Source organism: Paraburkholderia sp., assembly GCF_035948235.1.
In the GTDB taxonomy this organism is placed as follows: Bacteria; Pseudomonadota; Gammaproteobacteria; order Burkholderiales; family Burkholderiaceae; genus Paraburkholderia.
In genome coordinates, this window is sequence record NZ_DASZJJ010000234.1 from 1 (window position 1) to 7,059 (window position 7,059).

At 63.7% G+C, this 7,059-nt stretch carries 7 protein-coding genes; 6 read left to right on the forward strand and 1 reads right to left on the reverse strand.

The window, feature by feature from the left end:
* The 3 genes from bcsA to bcsR form a co-directional block, all read left to right on the forward strand.
* Nucleotides 1-1,983 (forward strand): UDP-forming cellulose synthase catalytic subunit (bcsA, locus tag VG320_RS20435; protein WP_327201886.1); only part of this gene is annotated, 1,983 nt, incomplete at its 5' end.
* Between the two features lie 57 nt (nt 1,984-2,040).
* On the forward strand, nt 2,041-3,630 hold the full coding sequence (gene bcsG, locus VG320_RS20440; protein ID WP_327201887.1) for a cellulose biosynthesis protein BcsG: 1,590 nt from the start codon (nt 2,041-2,043) through the stop codon (nt 3,628-3,630).
* Nucleotides 3,631-3,834 (forward strand): BcsR/BcsP family cellulose biosynthesis protein, encoded by a 204-nt coding sequence (gene bcsR / locus VG320_RS20445; RefSeq protein WP_327201888.1) that lies wholly within the window; start codon nt 3,631-3,633, stop codon nt 3,832-3,834. It begins immediately after the preceding gene.
* 23 nt (nt 3,835-3,857) lie between these two features.
* Here the strand turns inward: bcsR and VG320_RS20450 are convergent, their stop codons facing one another.
* Nucleotides 3,858-4,958, reverse strand: a complete 1,101-nt coding sequence (locus VG320_RS20450) for a hypothetical protein (RefSeq protein WP_414696081.1) — start codon at nt 4,956-4,958, stop codon at nt 3,858-3,860.
* Between the two features lie 79 nt (nt 4,959-5,037).
* Between VG320_RS20450 and VG320_RS20455 the strand changes: the two genes are divergently transcribed.
* From VG320_RS20455 to VG320_RS20465, 3 genes are all read left to right on the forward strand, one after another.
* The gene (locus tag VG320_RS20455) at nt 5,038-5,373 is read left to right on the forward strand and encodes an XRE family transcriptional regulator (protein WP_327201889.1); all 336 of its coding nucleotides are present in this window, start codon (nt 5,038-5,040) and stop codon (nt 5,371-5,373) included.
* A 326-nt stretch (nt 5,374-5,699) separates the two neighbouring features.
* On the forward strand, nt 5,700-6,128 hold the full coding sequence (locus VG320_RS20460) for a GFA family protein (protein WP_327201890.1): 429 nt from the start codon (nt 5,700-5,702) through the stop codon (nt 6,126-6,128).
* A gap of 528 nt (nt 6,129-6,656) precedes the next feature.
* Nucleotides 6,657-7,059, forward strand: a 403-nt coding sequence (locus VG320_RS20465; RefSeq protein ID WP_327201891.1) for an RNA polymerase sigma factor region1.1 domain-containing protein, incomplete at its 3' end; no start/stop codon positions are given.

Here is a 7,059-nt window from a genome sequence, read left to right on the forward strand (position 1 = left end):
CGCCTCGCCACCATGCTGATGGTGATGCTCTCGATCATCATGACGGGGCGCTATGTCTGGTGGCGTTCCACCCAGACGCTGCATCTGACGAGCGCCGCCGAAGCCATCGTGGGCTACGTGCTGTTCGCCGCCGAGCTTTACACCTGGATCGTGCTGATGCTCGGCTATGTGCAAACGGCCTGGCCGCTGCGCCGCAAACCCTCGCCGCTGCCCGACGATCCCGCCGACTGGCCGACCGTCGACATCTACATTCCGACTTATAACGAGCCGCTTTCGGTGGTGCGTCCGACCGTGTTCGCCGCCAGCACGATCGACTGGCCGCGCGACAAGCTGCGCATCTATCTGCTCGACGACGGCGACCGCGACGAGTTTCGCGACTTCGCCGCGCATGTGGGCGTGGGCTATATCCGCCGCGAGGAACACACGCACGCGAAGGCGGGCAACATCAATCACGCGCTCAAGCTCACCTCGGGCGAGCTGATTGCGATCTTCGACTGCGACCACATTCCCACGCGCTCTTTCCTGCAGACCACGGTGGGCACTTTCCTCGCCGATCCGAAGTGCGCGATGGTGCAAACGCCGCACCACTTCTTCTCGCCCGATCCGTTCGAGCGCAATTTCGACACGTTCCACCGCGTGCCGAACGAAGGCAGCCTCTTCTACGGCCTGATCCAGGACGGCAACGACTTCTGGGACGCGACCTTCTTCTGCGGCTCCTGCGCGGTCATCAAGCGCGGGCCGCTGGAGTCGATCGGCGGCATCGCGACCGAGACCGTGACCGAGGATGCTCATACCTCACTGCGGCTGCATCGCAATGGCTTTACGTCGGCGTATCTGCGCACGGTGCAGGCCGCGGGTCTGGCCACCGAAAGTCTCGCGAGCCATATCGGCCAGCGCATCCGCTGGGCGCGCGGCATGGCGCAAATCTTCCGGCTCGACAATCCGTGGTTCGGCAAGGGGCTCTCGTTCTTCCAGCGCATGTGCTACAGCAACGCCATGCTGCACTTTTTCTACGGGCTGCCGCGGCTGATCTTCCTGGTGATGCCGTGCGCGTATCTGTTCTTCGGGCTCCACGTCATCAATACGCCCGCGACAGTGATCCTCGCGTACGTGCTGCCCTATCTTGTGACCGCCGCCATCGCCAACTCGCGCATCCAGGGACGCTACCGGCATTCGTTCTGGGCAGAAGCCTACGAGAGCGTGCTGGCGTGGTACATCGTGCTGCCAACCACGATCGCCGTCGTCAATCCCAAGCTCGGCAAGTTCAACGTGACGTCCAAAGGCGGCCATATCGAGGAGGATTACCTCGACTGGACCATCTCCACGCCGTATCTCGTGCTGCTTGGCGTCAATGTGATCGCGATGCTGTTCGGCGTTGCGCGGCTGACGATCTGGCAAACCGACGAGCCCGCCACGGTCGGCATGAACATGTTCTGGGCCTTCGTGAATCTCACGGTGCTGGGTCTTGCCGTGGGTGTGGCCAAGGAAGCGCGCCAGGTGCGCGTCGCGCATCGTATTCCGCTGCGCGTGCCTGCCATGCTCACGCTGCCCGATGGCCGCACGCTCGCCTGCAAGACCGAAAACTATTCGATGGGCGGTCTCGGGCTGGTGCTTCCGGTGGAGTCGGGCGACGAAAAGCTCGCGTCCGGCGAGCGCGTGAGCGTGTGCCTCTCGCGCGGCGCGGTCGAACACGACTTCCCCGCCGTGGTCGCGCGCCTGGCGGACCGGCATCTGGGCATCCGCTTCGAGGACATGTCGATCGAGCGCGAGCGACGTCTGGTCGAGTGCACGTTCGGACGCGCCGACGCGTGGCTCGAATGGGAAGACGTGCCGCGCGAAGACGCGCCGCTCAACGGCCTGGTCGAGCTGATCCTGCTGAGCTGGCAGGGCTATCTGCGTCTGTTCGACGCCTTCTTCGACGCGCTGGAAAACATCTTCACGCGGCGGCGCGACGAACCGGGCAAGCCGGCGCGCCAGCCTTAAAAGCACAACACAGCAGCAACCGATTCACGCCGCACCAACGCTGGAACGCGACTCACTATGGGCCTCTGGAATCTCTACTTCGCCGCCAAGCTGTACCTCTTCTCGCTCGGGAAGCTGCAGGTCGAATGGCTGCTGAACATCCTGTTCGCCGTCGCGCTGCTGGTGCCGCTGCATCGGCGCTGGCTGCGCATCACGCGCAATGTGCTCGCCGTGCTCGCCGGCATTGCGCTCTTCTATCACGAGTCGGGCTGGCCGCCGATCAGCCGCGCGATCTCGCAGATTCCCGTGCTGCTCACCTTCACGCCCTCGTACATGCTGGAACTGCTCGGGCGTCTCGTCTCGCTCAAGGCGATCGTCGTGGTCGTGCTGGCGGTGCTGCTCTACTTCCTCATCAACCGGTGGATTCGCGTGACGACGCTCGTGCTGATCGCGCTGGTCGGCGTGCCGCTGTATCAGGGCGCGGGCACGCTGGTCGCCAACGCCACCAGCGCGCTGGCCCAGAATGGCGGCGACGGCAGCGACGGCGAAGGCCGCAACGCCAACGAGCCGAAGAACGAACAGAAGGGCGGTTACGACGAGCAGCTCGCCGCGTTCCGCGCCAACGAAGACGGCCGGCGCGTCAATTTCACGCCGATCACCAGCGACGCGAGCGCGCAATTCGACATCATCGTCGTGCATATCTGCTCGCTTTCCTGGGACGACATGGACGTCGCGAAGGCGCGCAACAACCCGCTGTTCTCGCGCTTCGACTACATCTTCCAGAACTTCAGCTCGGGCGCGAGCTATAGCGGGCCGGCCGCAATCCGCGTGCTGCGCGCGACCTGCGGGCAGGAACCGCATAAGGCGCTGTACGATCCGGCGCCGCCCGAGTGTCATCTGTTCGCGCAACTGGCCCAGGCCGGCTTCACGCCCAACGCGCTGCTCAACCACAACGGCCGCTTCGACGATTTCCGCGGGACCGTCATCAAGGAAATCGGTGTGCCGGGCGTGACGATTCCGTCGAACGACGGTCTGCCCGCATTCATGAAGGAGTTCGACAATTCGAATCTGGTGGACGACTACGACGTGATCGCGCGCTGGTACAAGCAGCGCATCGCAGCGGGCGGCGGACCCGTCGCGCTCTACTACAACACCGTGTCGATGCACGACGGCAACCGCCTGCCCAACACGAAGCTCACGAGTCTGGAGTCGTATCCGATCCGTCTGCAGACGCTGCTGGGCGACGTCGACAAGGTGATCGATCTGGTCGCGCAGTCCGGCCGCAAGGCGGTGATCGTGTTCGTACCCGAGCACGGCGCGGCGCTGCGCGGCGAAGAGAACCAGATCGCCGGCATGCGCGAAATTCCGACGCCGCATATCGTCCATGTGCCGGTGGGCGTGAAGGTCGTTGGCCTGCCTGCAGGCACCGAGCACGCCGGCGGCCCGGTGACCATCGACCAGCCGACGAGCTACCTGGCGCTCGCGCAACTGCTCGCCAACCTGGTGGCCAAGAGTCCCTTTGCGGTAGGCGCGCAGCCGCTCGCGCAATACGCGCAGAACCTGCCGCAGACACGCATGGTGGGCGAAAACGAAGGCACCGTGACGATGACCACGCCAACAGGCTATGTGATCCATACGCCGGACGGCGTCTGGGTGGAGGGCAAGTAAATGGCGCTGAAACTGTGGGGAAGCGGGCGGCGCTCGCGCAATTCGCTGATGCCCGGCGATATCGACGCGCTTGCTCGCCTGGTCGATGGCGTCGATGCCGAGCGCTACTACGACGTGCAGGCCCAGGACGCGTGGCAGGATGCCGCCGGGCGCTGGCCGCTCGTGGCGGCCGTGCTGGGGCTCAAGGCCGAGCCGGAAAAATAAGCGGCGTGACGGGTTGCTCCGGTTCAGGAGAGCGTCGGGCGGCCACGTTTGCTGGGATGCGGATACGGCCAGAGATCGCTTTGACCTTGTGGCAGTTCCATCGTCAACTGCGTCCAGTCCGCTGCGCGTGATGCTGAGCGCGAGCGGGACGTGCGCACGATTTCGCCTGACGTTTCGCCGGCTGGCCGCGTGGGCCTGGAGCAGTCGGATTCGGCAGGGGCCATGTCGAACAGATCGCGTGCAAACAGTTCGCGCGTGTCACCGCAGGTTGAAAGCGCCGGCGGCTCGACGCCACGGTTGCGCACGATGCCCGCCTGGGCCTCGCATTCGGCCTGAAGCGCGGCGCTCAATTCACGCGCCTTCGTCACCAGTTCAAACAGATCGCTCGTCACGCCGCGCGTGGGCTGCGCCGACGCTTCGCTGCGCAGACGCTTCGTGAGGTCGACGTAGGCGTCGAAGTCGACGTTGCGTACCGCTTCGTGCAATTTCGCCATGTCGCGCGCCTTTACACGCGTGGGTTGCACGAGCTTCACGAAATACGGCGCCTCCAGTTCCACGCCGAACGCCACCGGATAGCCCTTCGCGCCGAACTCCGCGCCCGCGCGCGGCGTCTGGCCTGCACGATCCATACGGTCCACGATCATGGTGCCCTGCGAGGCGCACGGCGCTTTCGCGGTGCTCACGCTGCGCAGGCGCTCGGGCTGCACGCGCAGGCTGCTGCCGAGCGTGAGTTCGGTCGGCGACGCACACACCAACGCGTAGTGATGGTCGCGCAGTTTGCCCGACGGCAGGCGCGTGCGGCTCGTCACGAATACGTGCTGCGGCAACTGCCGCACCTGCCCGCTCGCATCCATCCATGCGTTCCACACGAATGCGTCTTCGCGCCGCACGTCCGCCACTCGCGAGCGACTGGCTGCCGGTGAGAACAACGCCAGCAGAGAACCCGTGCGCAGCGCGGCGACCTGCGCGCTGCTGCCGAGCGACTGGTTGATGCCCCACAGGAAACGCCCGCCGCCCAGACGACGCTCCCACTCCTTGCGCAGAACGGCCGTCGGGAGATCTTCTCCCGTTTCAGATCCGATCCTCGACCAGCAGAACGTGGGCGGTAAGTGTTTCAGTGCCATCGACTTCCTCGAAATGCGCCGTGCCCACCTATACGGCAGGCAATTCAATAAATGCTACTGTATAGGTATAATGCATGATATGGAAGGCCCAGACACTCATTTTCCCGTGCAGGAATTACTGCGCCGGCTGGCGGCGGATACCCGCTCGTCCAGCGAAATCGCACGGCTTTCCGGGGTCAGCCAGCCCACCGTCTCGCGGCTCCGGCTTTCGAACGGGCACCGCGTTCGACGCAGCGCGTCATTCACTAAGCTATGCAGTTTCTACGGGATAAAGGCGGCTTCGCGGCCTGCTGCGGCCTACAACGAACTGCTGCGCAATGCCATCGTCGATGTCTGGGACGGTTCGGAGGAGCACGGGCGCGCACTGCTCGTCGTTATCAAGGGGCTGAAGGAGCTTCGGGAGCGGGCCAGCTGAGCGCGGCCCGGGCTTGAGGTAACCGGATTTGGGATTGCAGTCGCTGCGAAGGGTGCAGGCGACGCGAAAAAGGCAGGTTTAGTCGCTTTCCGGGCTTGTGTGTGTGCCTTGTCGCACCGACATTGCATAGAAAGCGATCTGGCGCAGGCAAGAAGCTCCCATAAGTGGTGACCTTTGGGTACAAGCAGGTTTGAGCGGGAACCTATGCGTACCAAGCCCTCGATTTTCCGGTGAGCGTATATATATAGGAGAGGAAGTCGCGCCACGCCGTCAGGGCGTCACGTTTCGCCTGCTTCCTTGCCATTATTGCCAGCCAGTCAGCCACCATGAACTCAACGCCGATCAAAGAGACCCGTGCGCCGCTACGCGGCCAGTGCCTTTGCGGCGTGGTGCGCTATCAGGTCGCGGATGCGTTTCGCTACGCCTTCAATTGCCATTGCTCGCAGTGCCGGCGAGCGACGGGTGCGGCATTCAAGCCGTTCGCGGGGATCGAGCGCGAACACCTGCGCCTGGAACAGGGCCAGAGCGACGTATTGATCCATGGAAATGCCGACGCCGCCCACGATGTCCATTGCGGACACTGCGGCTCGCTGCTCTTTTCCGTGGTGCGTGAAGGCGCCTGGGTACATGTCACGATGGGCACGCTCGTGGACGCACCCTCGATCCGTGCGCAGGGCCATCTGTTCGTCGGCTCAAAGGCGCCGTGGTACGAAATCACCGATGCACTTCCGCAATATGATGAATTTCCTTCGTAATATTGCGGCGTGCGTGTCGAGGTCAACGCACAAGGAGGCCGATACGTTCATAATAGAAGGTTGTCGCGTTGCAATTGCCGCCATGGGGAGCGATTGCAGCGTGCCACGTGCGCCCATGCGCCATTTCGACGCAATTTTGCTGCGGCACCGCCAGGCCGTTTATCCAGTGAAGGAAAACGTGCGAACCATTGGCAGGTTATTGCGTCAAATTCCGCGCGTGAGAGAACGCGGAGCGCCAAAAGGCGCTATTCAGACGACGTATCCAATTCGTTTCGACCCTGCGAAGGGCGATCTGTGCGTCCGCGCGACGATTCGGGTTGCCTCACGTGGCGTAACGCACTACCATACGCGATCTTTCTGCATTGCACGAAAATCCAGGACGCCACGCCCTTGTGCGTTTGGCGCTCGCTCGGCGGGCCGGCACGCGCCCCCGCCCATTCCCCTGCAATTTCGTCATCGCCAGGACGCCACGCCGCTGGCGCGTGACCCTTTTTGCCCTCGCCGGGCATTCCTTTCGAGGAGAATGTATTGACTAGCCATGATCGGGAAGACGCGCTGGCCTCGTCGTCTACCCGCACCGCACGCCGCGGATCCAAGGACAAGACCGGCGATACGACTCAAATGGACGGTTCTTCGCAACTCGAGAAGCGCCAGCACCAGATGCGCGCGCTCATCAAGCTCGGTCGCGAACGTGGTTATCTGACCCACGCCGACATTAACGACCATCTGCCCGATAACTTCGCGCAGACGGCCGCGCTGGAAACCATTGTCGCCACGTTTAACGACATGGGCGTGCAGGTCTACGAGCAGGCGCCGGACGCCGACACACTGCTCCTGAACGACGAAGCACGCGCCGACCAGCAAGCCGACGACGAAGCCGACGAGGAAGTCGAAGTCGCCCTGTCGACGGTCGATTCGGAATTCGGCCGCA